This is a genomic window from bacterium (assembly GCA_021159335.1).
In the GTDB taxonomy this organism is placed as follows: Bacteria; UBP14; UBA6098; order B30-G16; family B30-G16; genus JAGGRZ01.
The window spans coordinates 19,361-37,212 of record JAGGRZ010000059.1 but is presented as its reverse complement, the minus strand read 5'-3'; the positions used below and the strand labels follow the sequence as shown (position 1 = coordinate 37,212).

The following is a 17,852-nucleotide window of genomic DNA, read 5'->3' as shown; positions in this document are numbered from 1 at the left end:
ATATTTCTACCTTTGCTCCTGAAGGGGCAGTTATTATACACGATGAATTGAATGGATTTGGTGAAACTGACAATTTGAATTGCTGGGGAACAATTATATCCTCACTTACCCCAGTAAGCGATAACTTAACTACCCAGCAATCAATCCCGCCGTGATTCCCGCTGACATCGCCATCGTTGGACTCGGATAATCCCGCCACGATGAATCCGCCATCTGCCGTTTGCTGAATATCATATACCCAATCACGATTACTTCCACCAAGGCACTTTTGCCACTCTATATAACCAGAAGAATTTAATTTCACTACCCAACAGTCATCTCCGCCATGGTTTCCGCTGACATCGCCATCATTGGATTTAGAATACCCTGCGACAATAAAACCGTCATCTATTGTCTGTTTAACGAAATGTGCCTCATCATAATTACTTCCTCCAAGGCATTTTTGCCATTCTATATCGCCAAAAGAATCAATTTTTACTACCCAATAATCACCACCGCCGTGATTTCCGCTTACATCGCCATCATTAGAGTGGGACAATCCTGCTACAATAAAACCGCCATCGGTGGTTTGTTGAATGGAATATGCTATGTCACAACCACTTCCGCCGAGACATTTCTGCCAAGCTATTTCACCCGATGATTTCAATTTCACTATCCAACAATCACCACCGCCGTGGTTACCAATGACATCGCCATCATTGGACTTTGACCATCCTGCAACAATGAATCCGCCATCAGCAGTCTGTTGAATGGAATATGCACGGTCCCAAAGACTTCCTCCGAGACATTTCTGCCACTCTATATTGCCAGAAGAATCCAATTTTACCACCCAATAATCGTCGGAGCCATGATTTCCACTAACATCGCCATCATTTGATCTGGACCTTCCTGCTACGATGTATCCGCCATCAATAGTCTGTTGAATGGAATATGCAATATCCTTACTACTTCCACCGAGACATTTCTGCCACTCTATGTTGCCTGAAGAATCAATTTTTACTATCCAATAATCACCTCCACCATGGTTTCCGCTTACATCACCATCATTGGATTTTGACCAACCAGCGACAATGAATCCGCCATCGAATGTTTGCTGAACGGAATACGCTCCATCCCAAAAGCTTCCACCAAAACATTTCTGCCATGCTATTGAACCTGTGTATTTCATTTTTACTACCCAAAAGTCAGCAGAGCCATGGTTTCCACTAACATCGCCATCATTGGAGGAAGAATATCCTGCCATAATGAATCCGCCATCAACAGTCTCTTGAATTGATTGTGCCCAATCATCATTACTCCCACCAAGTGATTTCTGCCAGACTATGTGTGGTTGAGCGAAAATTACTGTTCCCGAAAAAAGGATTAAAATAACAAATGTAAGCGATATTATCTTTATAATTCGCATAAAGAACCTCCTCTTCGAGTTAAGAAATATTAACACAGTTATTTTATATAGATAACTCTTTTTTCCGAAATTTTATCATTTACCTTTGCACATACTAAGTAAATCCCAGATGGTATATTTTCATTTGGGGTCCAGATAAACTGCTCTATCCTTTGTTGTTCCACCTTTTTTTGGCAAGAAATAGAACGATGAACATATGATGTAAATACAACATTACCTTTTATATCATATATCTCTATTTTTGCTCCTGAAGGTGCAGCTATAACACACGAGGAATTGAATGGGTTGGGGAAAACTGAGACTGCGAACTGCTCAGGAACAATCATATTCTCGATTACTCCAACAGGCGACAATTTCACTAACCAATAATCATAATCCCCGTAGTTTACATTTACATCGCCATCATTGGACTCGGATACTCCTGCCACTATGAACCCACCATCGAAGGTCTGTTGAACACAATATGCACGATCCCAAGAACTTCCTCCAAGGCATTTCTGCCAGACTATTGAACCCGCAGAATTCAATTTTACTAACCAATAATCAGAATATTCATTCCAAATGCTATCACGCATACCATAATAGTTGGGAACGTCAGACTCACAATAATCCCAATATTCGCCAGGATGGTGTCCAATAACATCACCGTCGTTGGAGGAGGACCATCCCGTTACAATGAACCCACCATCAGTTGTCTGTTGAATGGAATGCGCTATGTCATATCCACTCCCGCCAAGACATTTCTGCCAGATTATGTTGCCAGAAGAATTCAACCTCGCTACCCAATAATCACTACTGCCATGATTTCCGCTGACATCGCCATCATTAGAGTTGGAATATCCCGCAACAATAAAACCGCCATCGGTGGTTTGTTGAACGGAATACGCTATGTCATAGCCACTTCCGCCAAGGCATTTCTGCCAGACCATACTACCATAAGAATCTAATTTAACTATCCAATAATCACTACCGCCGTGATTTCCGCTTACATCGCCATTATTGGAACAGGAAACCCCCGCCACAATGTATCCACCATCGCTCGTTTGCTGAACAGATAATGCATAATCCCAAAAACTTCCGCCAAGGCATTTTTGCCATTCTATATCACCCGAAGAATTTAATTTCACTACCCAATAATCAGCATAGCCATGATTTCCACTGACATCGCCATCATTGGAATTAGACACCCCCGCCACGATGAAACCGCCATCTAATGTTTGCTGAATAGAATATGCACCATCCCAATAACTTCCACCAAGGCATTTCTGCCAGACTATATTACCATAAGAATCTAACTTAACTATCCAACAATCACAACCACCGTGATTTCCGCTGACATCACCATCATTGGAACAGGACACTCCTGCCATGATAAATCCACCATCTAATGTTTGCTGAATGGAATACGCACAATCCCAATTACTTCCACCAAGGCATTTCTGCCAGACTATTGAACCCGAAGAATTCAATTTCACTATCCAACAATCAGAATAGCCGTGGTTTCCACTAATATCTCCATTATTGGACTCGGACATTCCCGCCACAATGAATCCACCATCAGCAGTCTGTTGAATCGATTGTGCCCAATCATCATCACTTCCACCAAATGATTTCTGCCAGACTATGTGTGGTTGAGCGAAAATTACTGTTACCCAAAAAAGCATTAGAGAAAAAAGCGCCAGCGATAACACATTTGCGATGCGCATAAAAACCTCCTTTTTAAGTATATTATAATAATTGAAAAAATAATGATAATTTCAAGTTTGAAATTTTACTTCTAACTGATTAAAATTTTACATAACAAGCAGGGGAGTAGTGGTTAATAAAAAATATTTCTGATTCAAATCAACGAATCCCATTTTTCAAGTTTACATAATGTTTCTATTGGGTATATTTATACGCCACCTGAATCCTCCATAGCAAGATTAATAGCCTCTGAAAGGTCTTCCATTGTGAAAGGTTTGTTAAGTATGCCAGCTGCACCTGCATCAAGAAGTTTCTCAACCGTGTCTATCTGAGCGTAACCCGTCATGATAACTATGGGAACATCGGGACTGACCTTCTTAAGCTCATAGAACACCTCGTCCCCCGGTGAATCCGGCATGACTATATCGAGCAGAACAACTGATGGTTTTCTGTCTCTGAACTTTTTCATACCATCAGAAAAATTCTTAGCGCATTCCACCTCAAATCCCAAAGCTGAAAGCATTCGAGAAACCGTTTCGCGAACGAGGCTATCATCATCGATAACGAGAATCAATTTGCCCTTCGCAATAACTGGTTGTCTTGTTGGAATGACTTTGGTCTCGAGAGGAAGCAGAATAGTTACAGTAGTCCCAACTCCAGGAAAGCTTTGGATGTCGATAGTGCCTGAATTTCTTCTTATGGCCGTTAATGCGGTAGGAAGCCCAAGCCCTTTAGAAGGTTGAGACCAGCCTGAGAAGAATGGTTCAAAAATCCTGCTCATAAATTCTTTAGGTATGCCAATTCCCGTATCGGCAATTGAGATTTTAAGGTATTCCCCCGGCTTAAGCTCGCTGTATCTCTGGAGAAAGTATGTATCTGCAGTTATGGTCTCTACATTAATGACTATTCTGCCTTTGCCCGATATCGACCGTATAGCATTATCCAATATAGCTTTTATTGCTACCTCAAAAGCCTTTGGCTCACCTTTTACTATTACATCCTCTGCTGGAGCGTCAAACTGCACTATGTGACCTAACGCTTGCTTTTCCGAGATGTTTTTCAAAATATCCTTAAGCACTTTAATCGGATTGAATTCAACCTTCTCCTTAAGTTCAACCCTCATAAAAGACGCGAGAAGGTTTACGAATTCAGAAATTTCTATCAAATGTTCTTCGAGATTGTCAAAAACATCGTCCACATATTGTCGTTGGTTGGGCGGAATCCGCCTGTGAATAAGTTCCGCCTCACTAAGTATAGTCATCAGATTATTGTTAAGTTTATGGAAAAGTATTGCGGATATATTCTCAAGGTATTTATGCTGCTTTATCAGCGTCTGATGCATGAATAGCTCCATCTCTTTTGTTATGTCCTGAATGAGTAACATATATTGATACTCCGAATGTCCTGAATTAATCCTAACAAGCGCAATCCTGTATGTGAAACCACGATCCGTCGTTACTGTAAAGAAAAAGCTTCTATCATCTGTTTCTGTGAACTGCCGTATTAGCCTTGCGACCTCTCCCTTGCTCTCCCCTAAAGCGTTAAGGTATTCCGGGAACTTTGTGTCAAGTTTCTTTAAGCCAACACCAAGAATGTCCTTAAGCGCTGAATTAGTGTAAACGAGATTTAAATCGCGGTCAAGGATGGCTATTCCCTGGGGGATATTTTTTATTATGAACTCGAGAATGTCGGCTCTTTTTATTTTCTTTTGGCTATTATTATCGACCATATTATTCCCCCGAACAAAACAACAGAAGCTATCACGAAAGTAAACCAGGGTGATGTGAACATTTTACCCCTCCAAACCTTTCTCTTTCAATGCTTTTACCGTTTGCTTCCCCAATATGAAACCCAAAATCACTGCAATAGCAAGCAACAGCCATCCACCAACAAGCTCTGCCCACCGTGGATAACCACCATACGGTTTTATTATAATACCGATAACCGATGATAGCAACAACACAATAGATGCTATCGGAACGAAAAACTTCACCGCCACATTCCACCACTTCCCTATTTTCACTATGGAATGCGCATTTATCATCTCTCTTATTTTCTCGGTGTCGATAAACCATCCAACTACGAGTGCCTCAAGAAAGCCTACTGCAAATAGTCCGAAGAAAGTCATGTAGTGGTCAACAAGGTCGAGCCAGTATAATCCCGCACCAGTGGTGTAGATTATGCCTATGAGGAATGCTACTAAGGCAACAAAAATGTTGGTCCTTCCTCTTCTTGTACCAAAAGTTTCCATAACGCCTGCCACGAATCCCTCAACCAACGAGAAAGCTGAATCGATAGCCAGAGTTAACAACATCAGGAAGAAAAGGATTCCCACAAGAGGCGCTAACGGTAAGTGATTTATTATTTCTGGATATGTTATGAAAGCCAATTCGGGACCACTTTTCATAACTTTGGCAACTTCTACTCCCTGCAAGCCAGCATAGTATCCGAGAACCGAAAAAACAGCGAATCCGCCTACATACGCTGTCGCAGCATCTGAGAGTGCTATTATCATCGCATTGTTGACCAGGTCTGACTTGGGCGGAAGAAAGCTCGCATACGCAATCATAACCCCGAATCCAACGGAAAGCGAGAAGAAAACTTGCGTAAATGCTGCCTGCCAGATTTGTGGCTTAAGCAACATATCCCACTTAGGAGTTAAATAATACTTGATTCCCTCAAAAGCATTAGGGAGCGTTAGTCCACCTATAACAAGCGTTATAAGTATTATCCAAGGTATAGTGACGGTGAAATAAACTACTTTACTGACAGTTTTAGCCCCTTTCCATATTGAAAGAACAATCCAGACCCACATTATAATAAGCCCTATAACGAGGTGCGTCTGTATCGAGCCAAAATTCGCGATGCTATCAGTTAGTCCCAAAACTTTGTTGAAGAAAAACGATTTGGGGTCACTCCCCCAAGAAAGCTTAAACGAATACACAAGATAATTAGCCGCCCAGGACATTATCACCGCGTAGTAGGTTGTAATAAAAAAACCAACCAGTATCGCGAACCACCCTATCCATGCGAATCTTTTGGAAAGCTTTGCGAAAGCCACAGGAGCAGAACCACCTATTCTCTGTCCCAGCGCAAACTCAAGAATAAGTAACGGTATCCCAGCCAAAAAAAGCGAAACCAAATACGCTATTATAAAGGCTCCTCCTCCGTATTTGTAGCAAATGTAAGGGAACCGCCAGACATTACCGAGGCCTATAGCAGAACCTATTGAGGCAAGAATGAATGCGGTTCTGCTCGACCAGTAAGCCTTCTCAGTTTGTGCCATAGCGCCTCCTTTTGCTTAATAGTAGTATGTTTTTCAAAGCCGTTTCATCTTTGGCCGAAAGCCACTTCCTCTCGAATTCTTTCTTACCAGTCATCTCGGCTATAGCAGCCAGCGTCTTTAAATAAAGATTTCGAGTATCTTTGCTTCCCGCAAGTAAAAAACAAGCGTAAACAGGATAATCAGCAGACGGAAAGAAAATGCCACCTTTACTACGGGCTATGACCATGGCGAGTTTCCCCTCCCCTTCAACTATAATGTGAGGTATGGCAAGGTTTGGACCTATAACTGTAGTTGACTCAACCTCGCGGGAAAGAAATTTCTTTAATATTGAATTTTCTGGTTCACTAAACATTTCCGAGAAAATCTTGGATGCCCTGCGGAAAAGCTCTGCAGCACTAATCTCTCCTTCAAAGTCCAAAAGCGGTGCATCTTCAATTAATGCGTCTATAGTATCCCGCGTTATGCCATCCCTTTCTCGTATTATCTCCCTGAGTTCAGTTTCCAGCAAATTCCCCTTGAGCTGTGATGTGGTTATTCTCGATATCAGAAAGCTTAACGCGTATTCCCGCGCTATTTTCACCCTTCCGTAAAACCAATACCAAAGAAGCCCAATAACTATGAGTAAAGCGGATAAAAATAGTGAGAGATATCCCATATCTGTGATGAGGAACATAAGTCCTAATATTCCTATTATTTGAAGGAAAGGATAAAGAGGTGCTCTAAATGTCGGCTGGTAGTTTTGCAAGTGGCTCTCACGCATTATTATCATGCTTATAATATCGAGAATAAATGTAAGTATCATCACAGTTGAGGCCATCTCAACGAGCTCAACGAGTGGCAGAAATAAAGCCGCAACAATCACAAGCCCTGTTATTAGTATTGAAATTGATGGGGTATTGGTTTTCGGACTAATCCTACTAAACCAGCCCGGCATGAGCCTGTCTCGAGCCATAGCAACAGGATATCGCGCAGCAGCCATTATTCCAGCATTAGCGGTGGAAATAAAAGCGAGCATAGCACCGAATGTCATTACTATAGCACCAAATTTACCGGCAAAAGCCTTAGCAGCATCCGATATAGGAGTCAAACTTGCATCAAGAACTTCTGCGTCGAGCACTCCGGCTGTTATAAAAACCACCACGAAATAAACGAGCATCATGGTCACAAGCGATACTATCATCGCTTTGGGAATGTTGATATGAGGCTTTTTCACCTCTTCCGCAATGCTCGCTGCCTTCAAAACCCCGCCATATGAGACGAAAACAAGCCCTGCGGTTACCAAAACTGAGTTCCATCCATAAGGAACAAACGGCAAAAGTTTGTCTTCGGATATGCTTGGTAGCCCTCTAAAAATATAGAACACGAATGTTACTATTAGCGCTGTAACTACGATGACCTCGAATTTAGCCGCTTGCTTTATACCCTTTATGTTAAGGATGATAAAAAGTATCGCGAAAATAAGTGCAAATGTCCTTACGGGAAATCCAGGGAATAGATAATTTGCGAACGCTCCCATACCAACCAGCGCAAACGATGTCTTAAGCATCACCGAAAGCCAAAGCATTATACCTGCAGATGTTCCCAGTGCAGAGCCAAGACTGCGCGTTATGTAGAAGTAGCTTCCGCCAGTTCTGGGCATAGCACTTACGAGTTCGCTCTGGGATAGCACTCCAATAAGTGCAAGAGCACCAGCAAGTAGATAGGAGACAGCGACTGCTGGTCCCGCTTTGGCGTGAGCTATACCGGGAAGAACAAACAGACCCGATGAGACCATTGCCCCCGTTGAAATGCAATAAACATCGTAGAAACCAAGCTTTCTTTTAAGGCGAACCTCTTTCACGGGCGAATAAAAAATAATGCAATATCCATGTTATTTACAGAAAAAAATACTTGACCCTCCGAAACTATTGGTTAGCATAATTCAAAAATTTATATGGAGGTTGTAATGAAACAAAATCAAAATAATGACTGTCAGCAGACCAACCATAGAGTATTTGGTTCAGGAATGGCTATTCATCCAATTACTCCTAAAAGAATCGAACAGCATAAAGGGAAACTAATATTTTTCTATGAGTGGTGCAAAAAGTGTGGTATCTGCGTTTATATTTGCCCCACCAAAGCACTGGCGGCAAAAAAAGATGGGACACCATATATGGCTGATGAATCAAAGTGCACTTTGTGCAGTCTTTGCTGGAGAATTTGTCCCGATTTCGCAATAATGAAAAATCCTAACTGGGAGGAACCAAAAGATGCCCCTAAATAGAACCACTGAGGATGGTCACCAAATAATGTTTGTTCAAGGCAATGATGCCTGCGTTTACGGCGCGATAAAAGCAGGCTGTCGATTTTTCGCAGGTTATCCTATAACACCATCCTCAGAAATAGCAGAGGGTATGTCGAGAGAGTTGCCCAAAGTGGGCGGAGTGTTTATTCAGATGGAAGACGAGATAGCCTCTATAGCTGCTATAATAGGAGCCTCAGCAGCAGGTGCGAAAGCGATGACAGCAACATCTGGACCGGGATTTTCGCTAATGCAGGAGAACATCGGATATGCCTACATGGTCCAACTACCCATAGTTATAGTTAATGTTCAAAGAGGCGGACCATCCACAGGATTGCCGACAAGACTGGCGCAAAGCGATACGATGCAGGCAAGATGGGGAACTCATGGCGATTATACTGCGATAGCAATAGCACCCGCTTCGGTTCAGGAGACATTTGATATGATGATAACTGCTTTCAATCTTGCGGAAAAGTTTAGCACACCTGTTATAGTTCTTATGGATGAGTTAATCGGGCACATGCGAGAAAAACTCATAATAAGACTTGATAAAGAGGTCGAGGTAGTCGAGAGGGCTTTCCCAAAAGCGCCGCCGGAATGGTATATACCCTATGCTCCGACAGCGGACATGGTGGCACATCCTGCTCCATTCGGCTCAGGATACCGATATAGCATAACAGGTTTAACCCACGACCGCTTAGGTTTTCCAACGCAAATACCCGCTGAAATAACCGAAGGACTTGAAATGCTAAGAGCCAAAATAATGAGCCACAAAGCCCAGATCTGGGATTGGCGAGAATACTATACCGATGATGCCAAATTCCTGATTGTAGCATATGGTTCCGCGGCAAGAGCAGCTCGTGATGCAGTAGAAAAGCTGCGAAGAAAGAATGTAAAAGTAGGATTGATGGAACTCAAAACGATTTGGCCGTTCCCTGATGAACCATTGCTAAATCTTGCTAAGAATGTAAAAGCTATATTTGTAGCAGAAAACAATATGGGGCAACTCGTTCATCCCGTAAGGGAAGTTTTGCCCAAAAAAGAAAAAATAAAAAGTATTTTAAGATATGATGGTCGTCCACTTAATCCCGAACAAATAATAAGTGCTATTAAGGAGGAAATTCATGCCCACTAAAGTTAAAGAGGAAATAAACATTTATGACTATTTGAGGTGGAGAAAAGTGTTTCCAACAGTTTGGTGTTCAGGTTGTGGCATAGGAACCATAACGGGCGCAATAATACGAGCGGTAGCATCTTTGGGAATACCCAAGGACAATGTATCACTGATATCGGGCATTGGTTGCTCAAGTAGAATGCCTATCTATGTGGACTTCAATACACTTCATACTACACACGGCAGAGCATTGGCTTTCGCTACGGGCGTTAAGTTGGCAAATCCTGAGATGACCGTTATTGTGGTCAGTGGTGATGGCGACGGTCTGGCTATAGGTGGGAACCATTTCATCCATACCGCACGAAGAAATATAGATATAACTATGATTCTCATTAACAATTACATCTACGGCATGACTGGTGGTCAGGTGGCTCCAACGACTCCGATAGGCGCGATAGCACATACCGCACCCTACGGAAACATTGACCCGCCTTTCGACGCCGTCAAATTAGCCATGGCCGCTGGCGCAACATTCGTGGCAAGAAGCACTGTTTACCACATAGTTCAGACCGAAAACTACATTAAGAAAGCTATCATGCATAAAGGTTTCTCCTTCGTCGAGATTATGAGCCAGTGTCCCATAATTTTCGGAAGACTTAACGACATGCCAAAACCAACAGACATGCTCGAATGGCAGCGAAAAAACGCAGTGCCTCTATCAAAGGCTAAAAATATGACTGAAGATGAATTAAAGGGAAAAATAATTATCGGAATATTCAAAGAGGATACATCGCGTAAGGAATATACGGAAGCGTACGCCGATTTGATAAAAAAGGTTCAGTTGAAAGTAAGCGTCGAATAATATTGGAGAGTTAAAATGCAAGACAAAAGAAAAAAAAGAAAAACCAAAAACACAAAGGCAAAAAAAGAGGAATTCCCCGGACTTCTACCGCCCAAAGTGGATAGGTTTGAAATAAGGATTGTGGGAGCTGGTGGACAGGGAATAATATCTATGGGGATGCTTCTTGGTGAAGCCATAGCCATTGGCGATGGAAGAAATGTTGCCCAGAGCCAGCATTATGGTCCTGAGGCTCGTGGCGGAGCGACACTTGCCGATGTCGTGATTAGCGATAAAGAAATTTACTTCCCAGAGTGTTTGAAGCCAGACTTGCTGATAGCTCTCACTCCAAGCTCATACGAGTACTACGCGCAGCATGTTAAACCCGAAGGATTGGTGATAGCTGACTCATCTGCGGCAGAATCACCCGTAGGACCTGCCGTAACGATAACCGTTCCCTTTATCGAGACGAGTATGGATAAATTCAATACTCCTATACCTGCCAATATGATCGTTCTCGGGTTCCTTTCCACATACACAAGAATTGTTTCGAAAAATGCGATAAAAGGTGCTGTCGAGGACAAATTTGGTGGTTCAAAATACTTAAAAACCAATCTTGATGCTCTTGAGGAGGGATTCAAGCTCGGACTGTCATACAGGAAAAAAGGTATCCTGCCACACAAACACGAAGCCGCTTTAGAACTGTAGCTTCATCAGATTAGAAATAATTTTATCGCTATAAAAAGCAATATAACTGCACCTACCACTTCAGCGTAGTCACCAACTATGGTCTTCGCTACCTTTCCAATCAGAAAACCTATCGAACTCATCAATGCAGCCACAACTCCGATTATTAAACTTATCGATACTATATCAACCTTTAATGCACCCAGTCCCATACCAACCGCCAATGCGTCGATGCTGGTTGCGATAGATAACATAACCATATCCAGACCACGAGTTATGTCGACCACCCTGCTACTATCCCCTTTTCTGGCGAACGAACTGTAAAACATTTTCACGGAGACCAAAACGAGCAATCCACACGCTATTAAATTATTAAATTTGATGAATGCACCAAGAATCGTGCTCATAAGCGCCCATCCGAGCAATGTCATCAATGTCTGAAACAACCCGAAATGGAAGGCACAGCGGAATAAAGCCCGCAATCGTCCATGCTCAACTGTGCTTCCCGCAACTATGGAAACCGAAAATGCGTCGACGCCAAGAGCAACCGCTATACCAAGTTTGGTTAAAATATTCATTCCATAACTCACGCTGTTTTCATAATTGATTGCCAAATATTGCAAATAAACAAAAAATAATTGCTATGTAAGTCAAATTTTATTTATCTTAAGCAACAAAATGAGAGGTTAAAAAATGCTTAGATTCTTTAACACACTCGGAAGAAGACTTGAGGAATTCATTCCTTTGGACCCGCCTACCGTGAGAATGTACACCTGTGGACCGACAGTTTACGACTATGCCCACATAGGCAACTTTAGAGCTTATGTGTGGGAGGACCTTTTGAAAAGATACCTCAAATTCAAAGGATATAAAGTTATCCATGTCATGAACATAACCGATGTCGACGATAAAACAATAAAAGGCGCAAGGGAAGCAGGGATTTCCCTCGATGAGTACACGCGAAAGTATAAAGAAGCATTCTTCGAGGACCTCGATACGCTCAACATAGACCGCGCAGACTTCTACCCCGAAGCCACCAAGCATATAGACGACATGGTGGCGTTAATACAAAAATTACTCGAAAAAGGCTATGCCTACTATGGCGAGGATGGCTGCATATATTACTCAATATCAAAGTTCAAGGATTATGGGAAACTCTCGGGCAAGCGACCAGATAAACTTATAGCGGGTGCAAGAATAAGTCACGATGAATACGATAAGGAACTCTGGGCAGACTTCGCGTTATGGAAAGCATGGACACCTGAAGATGGTGACATATACTGGGATACTCCTCTCGGGCGCGGCAGACCGGGATGGCATATAGAGTGCTCCGCAATGTCTATGAAGTACCTTGGCGAGACATTCGACATACACACTGGCGGCGAGGACAACTTATTCCCCCATCACGAAAACGAAATAGCGCAATCTGAAGCTGCCACTGGAAAACCGTTCGTGAGATATTGGCTACACTGCGCTCATCTCATCGTCGAAGGTAAAAAAATGTCGAAATCACTCGGAAACTATTACACTTTACGCGATTTATTAGAAAAATCATATAAACCTATGGCAATACGATATTTACTATTATCGACCCACTACAGGCAGAAACTTAATTTCACCTTCGAAGGAATAAAAGCAGCGGAATCCGCAATAGATAGACTGCGTGAGTTCAGAGATATGCTTGAGGAATACGCTGCCAAAAATATTCCCGGTACTGACCCAAAGGTTACGGAAGCGCTCAAGGACGGTTTGGAAGGATTCGAGAGAGCAATGGACGATGATCTTAATATCTCCCCTGCCCTCGCCTCTATTTTCGAAATGGTTAGAACGATAAACAAAATATCTGCCGAAAGAGGAATAACTGGTGCGGATGCCGATAAAGGTCTCGATATTCTAAGAAGAATCAACTCCGTTCTCGGTGTGCTGAGAGAACCAAGAAGAGAGCTCCCGTCTGAACTCGAAAGGCTAATAAAAGAGCGAGAAGAAGCGCGAAAAAGAAAGGATTACGCGAAAGCTGACGCGATAAGGGAAAAGCTGAGACAAATGGGGCTTGAAATAAAGGATACACCCGAAGGAACCAAGTGGAGCTGGAAAGAGTAAATTAAAAGGACCACAAAAATGCTCGACTTAAAGTTCATAGTTGAAAATCCTGAGGTGGTTAAGCGTGCTTGCAAACTGAAGCATGAGCCCGATTTTGTGGACGAGATAGTGGAGCAAAACAAACTCCGCAAGGAACTGGTGGCAAGAAGAGATAACCTAAGAAAAGAACTTAACCAAATTTCAAAACTCATTTCTCAACTTGCACGGGAAGGTAAAGACATCGACGACCTGCGCGATAAAGCCAAAAACATATCCGACGAGGCTAAATCAACAGAATCCGAATTGCGCGTAGTTGAAGAAAAACTCAGCGAGTTACTTCTCAAAATCCCTAATATTCCGCATGATTCAGTTCCCATTGGGGAAAGCGAAGCTGACAACAAAGTAGTGAAAGTAGTTGGTGAAGCCCCAAAATTCGATTTCGAGCCAAAAGACCACCTTGCCCTTAACGATAAACTTCATCTGTTTGACTTTCAACTTGGGGCAAAGCTTGTTGGTGCTTTTTTCCCGCTCTTCGTTGGTGACGGTGCAAAACTCGTTAGAGCACTCATCAATTTCATGCTCGACATTCACACCAAAAACGGAAAGTACATCGAAATCTATCCGCCTGCACTTGCCAACAGGGAATCAATGGTAGGCACAGCCCAACTGCCGAAACTCGAAGATGACATGTATCATCTTGACCTTGAGGATTACTTCCTGATACCAACGGGAGAGGTTCCACTAACGAACCTTCATCGCGACCAAATCCTTCAGGAAGACGAACTGCCAAAATACTACTGCGCTTACACCCCATGTTTTCGTCGTGAGGCGGGCTCGTACGGCAAACAGACCCGTGGACTTATCCGAGTGCATCAATTCGATAAGATTGAACTTGTAAAGATAGTCCATCCTCAAAACTCGTTTGACGAATTGGAAGACCTGCTTAACGATGCGGAAAAAGTTCTTTTGGCGCTCGGATTACAATACCGAGTTACACTTCTTTGCACCGCCGAACTAACATTCGCATCGGCAAAAACCTACGACATTGAGGTTTGGGCACCGGGTAGCAGAAAATGGCTTGAGGTCTCCTCTATTTCTAACCTTACCGATTTTCAGGCAAGACGCATGAACACCAGATTCCGCCCGAAAAGCGGCGGCAAACCACTCTTCGTTCATACTCTTAATGGGTCTGGCGTGGCTCTCCCAAGACTTATAATAGCATTGTTAGAGACCTATCAAACCCGCGACGGAGACATACTTATTCCCGATTCACTCAAGGATTATTTTGGGAAAGACAAAATTTGCGGCAATAATTAGAACATCACTTTGTCGCGCCTTTTCTCGGGGTGAGAACCGTTATCCTTGAACGTCCTTTAGCGCGCCTTCGGGCGAGTACTCGTCTCCCTGATTTAGTAGCCATCCTCGCCCTGAAACCATGTTTTCTGCGGCGCTTTATATTGCTAATCTTAGTTATTCTCATATTATTTCCTCCCAAAAAATTCGCTGCAAATAATATCGAGAGCCACCAATCCTGTCAAGGAATAAATTTCCTAATGCTTTTTAGTGCGTCTCTCGCAAGCTGAAAAGTTGAATCAGCATCAACCGCCTTCTTTAAGTATAAAACTGCATTAGTAAACTCCCCTTTACGCGCGTGAACTGACGCTATGTTGAAGAAAAGTTCCGGCGCTTTCAAACCCTTGTTCTCAGCGCTTTTGAGAAAAAAGTATGCTGAATCGAGTTTACCCTCCGAAAGATAAATCGCTCCCATCGCTCCAAAAGCCACAGCAAGTGTTGAATCGGTTGAAATACATTTTGAAAGCAGAACTTTTGCAGAATCCTTTCCACCTCTGCGAAGAACAATTTGGGAAAGATTGAACAATGCCATAGCCCTTGAGCGTGCCAATGACGGTGCGAGTCCAGACCGCTGGCTATATATAGTTCCGAGCTCGTATTGCTCGACTAAAAGTTTTGGTTTTGCCTCGAAAGCTTTCACAAATAGCGATTCCGCAGCAGCCGTATCCGATGCTCTAAGTTTGGCGACACCACAAATGTTTAACAATGCTGGTTCACTGGAAAAGTTCCTTGCAATACTATAGGCTGCCTTTGATGCTTCTATAAAATTTTTGCTGGAAAGCAATGCCTTTATATAGTTAAACGCTACCGCAGGCTCATCTGAACACATCTTGTAAGCTTTGGAACCATATATTAATGCTGAATCGAGCTCACCCTGAAGCCTTTTTAAGGCACCGATGTTCGATAGTGCGCGACACACTTCGCCCCCAACGGCCACCTCTTCTCTGAAATAATGCTCGGCTGAGTCAACAAGCCCCAATCGAAAGTATAATGCACCAATGTTAAGATTAACACCCCTCGCTAATGAATTGACTTTAAGCACTTTCTTGTATTGTGCCAACGCTTTGTCAAGTCTCCCGCTTCTGAGATAAATGTTTCCAAGCGAAAAATAGTGGATGCTCTTCTCATCAGTGAACAACTTCGAAGAAATTACTTGAGGTAAGGTTAGTAAGATTACAAATACTAACAATTTATAAATATTTTTATTTTTTATTTCAAGCCACAATTGTTTGGCGCCGCTTGCCGCAAGAGGTAATAAAACAGCAACCAGCGGCAATCTGAACCTTGAGCAAACAAAAAAAGCCAAAAGCAAGGCAAAGTAAACGAAAAATATCGCAATCAAAAAAGTCTTGTGTCGCAACTTTCCGAAAATAATACCAAAAATCCCGAGAGGAAAAATCAGTCCCCAACCAATCCATAGGAAATACTTTAAAACCGATCCTTGGAGCATAATTTTTATGCTACCATTATTTCCAATTTCCCTTGCACCAACGAGTAATGCCAATTTTTTAATGTAAAGTTTTATCGCACGCAATGGATTTGAGATTATAAATTTAAGCCCTTTTTTGAAATAATAGCGAGACACATGCGATGGTTTAAGTTTTCTCCCGATATTTTTCTCCGCCAGCTTGACACATTGGCTGTATCGCCAATTCCAACCGAATTCTGGCACGACTGCGGAACTACCATCGCTTTTGGGATTGTTACCAATGTAGAAATTTATCCCTCCCTGTGAGGCTATTAGGACAAAGTCGCCGTTAGCTAAATTCGATAATGTAACAGGAATTATGGGCAGAATGATTCCAACAATTAATTTTAAAATCGCGGATTTCTTACCACCCCATAAGAAAAAGATTATTACCGGAACGAAAACAAGCACCGTTGGACGCAAGATCGCTAAAAACCCTAAAACAATCCCAGTAATAAAGTAGTATTTTCGCTCCTCCTTGGTTATTAATGCAAGATAAATAAGCCATACCACACCACAGGCGAAAAGCGAGTCGAGAAGCAAGCGTGATTCAAAAAACACCTGAATAGGATTAAGTACCCAAAGCAAAGCAGCTAAATAAGCCCAAACACGACCCGCAACGACTCTTTCTACAGTGTAAAAAACAGCTATCGCAGTAATTATTCCCACGACATGCTGAAAAATCCGCGGTGCCAAGCCACTATTCCCAAAAATCGCGTAAAGCATGGATAGAAGATATGGATACAGAGGTGCGCGAAAGAAAACTCCAGATGGCATTGGACCGGAATCCACTATGCTTTTTGCCCAGATGTGATGATAAAGCTCATCAAGAAAAAGACCATTCCAATATGGAGTCCTATACCAGAATAAGAGATGATAAACCCTTATTAGGGCGCCAGCCGCTAATATAGCAATAAGGATTATTCTTTCGTCCCTTTTCTTCATTGGGAGGATTTTGACTTAAGCTTTTCCAGAGCTTTCCGCGAGGCTTCCTGTTCGGCGTCCTTTTTGCGCCTGCCAACCCCTACCCCCAATATTTCGCCGTTAACGCGCACACCAACAGCAAAAATAGCCTCACCATCCGAATCAACCTCGGAAAGGAGTTCGTAGCTCGGCGTCTTCCCCATTGCTTGGAGGTATTCAAGTAACTCGCCCTTGTAGTTCCTCAGTTTCGGTGACATAGCAAGTATTTCCATGTGAGCTAAAAGATTTTTCTCTATGAATTTCCTTGCAAACTTTATCCCGCCATCAAGATAAATGGCACCTACCACAGCCTCAAATATGTCGCACAATATTGAGTCCGAAATGTTTCTTGTTGTGATTTTCTCATCGGCTCTTACGAATTTATCAAGTCCAAGGATTTTCGCAGCATTGGCGAGTGAGGTCTGGCTTATCATTTGCTGGCGAATGTTAGTAAGCTCACCTTCGTCGAGGTCGGGAAATTGCTTTATCAAAAACTCGGCTACCACAAGGCTTATAACCGCATCGCCAAGAAACTCAAGGCGCTGATACGAATTTTTGTGTGACCTCGTATATGAGGCATGAGTAACAGACAATTCAAGCAACTTCGTATTCCTGAACTTATAACCTAAAACTTTTTCGAGTTGCTTAATATCGTCGTTTTGGGACATTTAAGAATAATTATATAAGCGCGG

At 42.6% G+C, this 17,852-nt stretch carries 15 protein-coding genes; 6 read left to right on the top strand and 9 right to left on the bottom strand.

Translation table 11 applies throughout. From position 1 onward, the window contains the following. The 5 genes from J7J62_03695 to J7J62_03675 all read right to left on the bottom strand — a co-directional run. Positions 1 to 1,405: T9SS C-terminal target domain-containing protein (locus J7J62_03695; GenBank protein MCD6124259.1), on the bottom strand; the 1,405-nt coding region annotated here is incomplete at its 3' end. 38 nt (positions 1,406 to 1,443) lie between these two features. Further along, positions 1,444 to 3,111 carry a T9SS type A sorting domain-containing protein gene (locus J7J62_03690; GenBank protein MCD6124258.1) on the bottom strand — a complete coding sequence of 556 codons (1,668 nt, stop codon included), beginning with the start codon at positions 3,109 to 3,111 and terminating at the stop codon, positions 1,444 to 1,446. Between the two features lie 188 nt (positions 3,112 to 3,299). Further along, the gene (locus J7J62_03685; protein ID MCD6124257.1) at positions 3,300 to 4,820 is read right to left on the bottom strand and encodes a response regulator; all 1,521 of its coding nucleotides are present in this window, start codon (positions 4,818 to 4,820) and stop codon (positions 3,300 to 3,302) included. A 63-nt stretch (positions 4,821 to 4,883) separates the two neighbouring features. Beyond that, complete coding sequence (locus J7J62_03680) at positions 4,884 to 6,377, bottom strand: sodium-dependent transporter (protein MCD6124256.1); 1,494 nt, start codon at positions 6,375 to 6,377, stop codon at positions 4,884 to 4,886. Beyond that, positions 6,364 to 8,217: an amino acid permease gene (locus J7J62_03675; protein ID MCD6124255.1), complete on the bottom strand. Its 1,854-nt coding sequence runs from the start codon at positions 8,215 to 8,217 to the stop codon at positions 6,364 to 6,366. The genes J7J62_03680 and J7J62_03675 overlap by 14 nt, the downstream gene beginning before the upstream one ends. A gap of 105 nt (positions 8,218 to 8,322) precedes the next feature. Between J7J62_03675 and J7J62_03670 the strand changes: the two genes are divergently transcribed. From J7J62_03670 to J7J62_03655, 4 genes are read left to right on the top strand one after another with little or no spacing between them, the layout of a single operon-like run. After that, a complete protein-coding gene (locus J7J62_03670; protein MCD6124254.1) occupies positions 8,323 to 8,640 on the top strand; it encodes a 4Fe-4S binding protein in 318 nt (105 codons plus the stop codon). Then, on the top strand, positions 8,627 to 9,793 hold the full coding sequence (locus J7J62_03665) for a 2-oxoacid:acceptor oxidoreductase subunit alpha (GenBank protein ID MCD6124253.1): 1,167 nt from the start codon (positions 8,627 to 8,629) through the stop codon (positions 9,791 to 9,793). The genes J7J62_03670 and J7J62_03665 overlap by 14 nt, the downstream gene beginning before the upstream one ends. Next, complete coding sequence (locus J7J62_03660; protein ID MCD6124252.1) at positions 9,783 to 10,634, top strand: 2-oxoacid:ferredoxin oxidoreductase subunit beta; 852 nt, start codon at positions 9,783 to 9,785, stop codon at positions 10,632 to 10,634. Before J7J62_03665 ends, J7J62_03660 begins: the two co-directional genes overlap by 11 nt. Before the next feature lie 15 nt (positions 10,635 to 10,649). Beyond that, positions 10,650 to 11,318: a 2-oxoacid:acceptor oxidoreductase family protein gene (locus tag J7J62_03655; GenBank protein ID MCD6124251.1), complete on the top strand. Its 669-nt coding sequence runs from the start codon at positions 10,650 to 10,652 to the stop codon at positions 11,316 to 11,318. A 5-nt stretch (positions 11,319 to 11,323) separates the two neighbouring features. On the opposite strand, the gene J7J62_03650 is transcribed toward J7J62_03655, so the two are convergent. Next, positions 11,324 to 11,875 (bottom strand): manganese efflux pump, encoded by a 552-nt coding sequence (locus tag J7J62_03650; protein MCD6124250.1) that lies wholly within the window; start codon positions 11,873 to 11,875, stop codon positions 11,324 to 11,326. 115 nt (positions 11,876 to 11,990) lie between these two features. Between J7J62_03650 and cysS the strand changes: the two genes are divergently transcribed. Then, on the top strand, positions 11,991 to 13,397 hold the full coding sequence (gene cysS, locus J7J62_03645) for a cysteine--tRNA ligase (GenBank protein ID MCD6124249.1): 1,407 nt from the start codon (positions 11,991 to 11,993) through the stop codon (positions 13,395 to 13,397). Between the two features lie 18 nt (positions 13,398 to 13,415). Further along, entirely contained in the window at positions 13,416 to 14,693 is a 1,278-nt protein-coding gene (serS, locus tag J7J62_03640; GenBank protein ID MCD6124248.1) for a serine--tRNA ligase, read from the top strand. Positions 14,694 to 14,697: 4 nt separating this feature from the next. Here the strand turns inward: serS and rpmH are convergent, their stop codons facing one another. From rpmH to rnc, 3 genes are read right to left on the bottom strand one after another with little or no spacing between them, the layout of a single operon-like run. Further along, complete coding sequence (rpmH, locus tag J7J62_03635) at positions 14,698 to 14,856, bottom strand: 50S ribosomal protein L34 (GenBank protein ID MCD6124247.1); 159 nt, start codon at positions 14,854 to 14,856, stop codon at positions 14,698 to 14,700. 54 nt (positions 14,857 to 14,910) lie between these two features. Then, on the bottom strand, positions 14,911 to 17,142 hold the full coding sequence (locus tag J7J62_03630) for a glycosyltransferase family 39 protein (protein ID MCD6124246.1): 2,232 nt from the start codon (positions 17,140 to 17,142) through the stop codon (positions 14,911 to 14,913). Next, a complete protein-coding gene (rnc, locus tag J7J62_03625) occupies positions 17,139 to 17,828 on the bottom strand; it encodes a ribonuclease III (GenBank protein MCD6124245.1) in 690 nt (229 codons plus the stop codon). The genes J7J62_03630 and rnc overlap by 4 nt, the downstream gene beginning before the upstream one ends. Positions 17,829 to 17,852: the final 24 nt, after the last annotated feature.

What these genes read in the sequence shown, in the direction of transcription:
- J7J62_03690 (MCD6124258.1), bottom strand. Translation starts at nt 3,111, where the DNA reads ATGCGCATCGCAAATGTGTTATCGCTGGCGCTTTTTTCTCTAATGCTT.
- J7J62_03685 (MCD6124257.1), bottom strand. Translation starts at nt 4,820, where the DNA reads ATGGTCGATAATAATAGCCAAAAGAAAATAAAAAGAGCCGACATTCTC.
- J7J62_03680 (MCD6124256.1), bottom strand. Translation starts at nt 6,377, where the DNA reads ATGGCACAAACTGAGAAGGCTTACTGGTCGAGCAGAACCGCATTCATT.
- J7J62_03670 (MCD6124254.1), top strand. Translation starts at nt 8,323, where the DNA reads ATGAAACAAAATCAAAATAATGACTGTCAGCAGACCAACCATAGAGTA.
- J7J62_03665 (MCD6124253.1), top strand. Translation starts at nt 8,627, where the DNA reads ATGCCCCTAAATAGAACCACTGAGGATGGTCACCAAATAATGTTTGTT.
- J7J62_03660 (MCD6124252.1), top strand. Translation starts at nt 9,783, where the DNA reads ATGCCCACTAAAGTTAAAGAGGAAATAAACATTTATGACTATTTGAGG.
- J7J62_03655 (MCD6124251.1), top strand. Translation starts at nt 10,650, where the DNA reads ATGCAAGACAAAAGAAAAAAAAGAAAAACCAAAAACACAAAGGCAAAA.
- J7J62_03650 (MCD6124250.1), bottom strand. Translation starts at nt 11,875, where the DNA reads ATGAATATTTTAACCAAACTTGGTATAGCGGTTGCTCTTGGCGTCGAC.
- cysS (MCD6124249.1), top strand. Translation starts at nt 11,991, where the DNA reads ATGCTTAGATTCTTTAACACACTCGGAAGAAGACTTGAGGAATTCATT.
- serS (MCD6124248.1), top strand. Translation starts at nt 13,416, where the DNA reads ATGCTCGACTTAAAGTTCATAGTTGAAAATCCTGAGGTGGTTAAGCGT.
- rpmH (MCD6124247.1), bottom strand. Translation starts at nt 14,856, where the DNA reads ATGAGAATAACTAAGATTAGCAATATAAAGCGCCGCAGAAAACATGGT.
- J7J62_03630 (MCD6124246.1), bottom strand. Translation starts at nt 17,142, where the DNA reads ATGAAGAAAAGGGACGAAAGAATAATCCTTATTGCTATATTAGCGGCT.
- rnc (MCD6124245.1), bottom strand. Translation starts at nt 17,828, where the DNA reads ATGTCCCAAAACGACGATATTAAGCAACTCGAAAAAGTTTTAGGTTAT.